Here is a 480-nt window from a genome sequence, read left to right on the forward strand (position 1 = left end):
TACCTCAAACGTCAAATGTTCGGCCGCGCAAACTTCGACCTCCTCCGGAAACGAGTACTACTCACATGACACCACCACCAACAGTCACCGACCGGCCCACCGCCTCACGAAATTTGAGACAGAACCCAAGAACCCACTCGTAATGCGTAGCTCGGCCCGGTCGCGCCGGGCAGCGCGGGAGCGTTGCGCAGACACCGGCGGATGCTTGACGCTTCGTGACCGAAAGCCGCACCATCGTCGACATGTCCGTAGCCTCCGCACAGGCAAGCGCCTTCTACGAAGAGTTCCTCAGCAACGGCCAAGTCTTCGCCGTGAGAGACGACGCCGGTTTCCCGGCTCCGCGCAACCCTGATGGCGCGCGTGCCATGCCCTTCTGGTCGAAGCGGAGCCGTGCCGAGAAGATCATCGCCAACGTTCCGGCATACGCCGGAATGGAGCCGGTTGAGATCTCTGGACAGGACTGGTTGGACAAGTGGCTGC

The 480-nt window shown here is 61.7% G+C and carries 1 protein-coding gene; it reads left to right on the forward strand.

Translation table 11 applies throughout. The features are described 5' to 3' along the window. Positions 1-242: 242 nt before the first annotated feature. On the forward strand, positions 243-480 hold a 238-nt coding region (locus ABNF93_RS34745), incomplete at its 3' end, for a DUF2750 domain-containing protein (RefSeq protein ID WP_349332516.1).

Origin of the sequence: Actinopolymorpha sp. B9G3 (assembly GCF_040120725.1) — a bacterium.
Taxonomy (GTDB): domain Bacteria; phylum Actinomycetota; class Actinomycetes; order Propionibacteriales; family Actinopolymorphaceae; genus Thermasporomyces.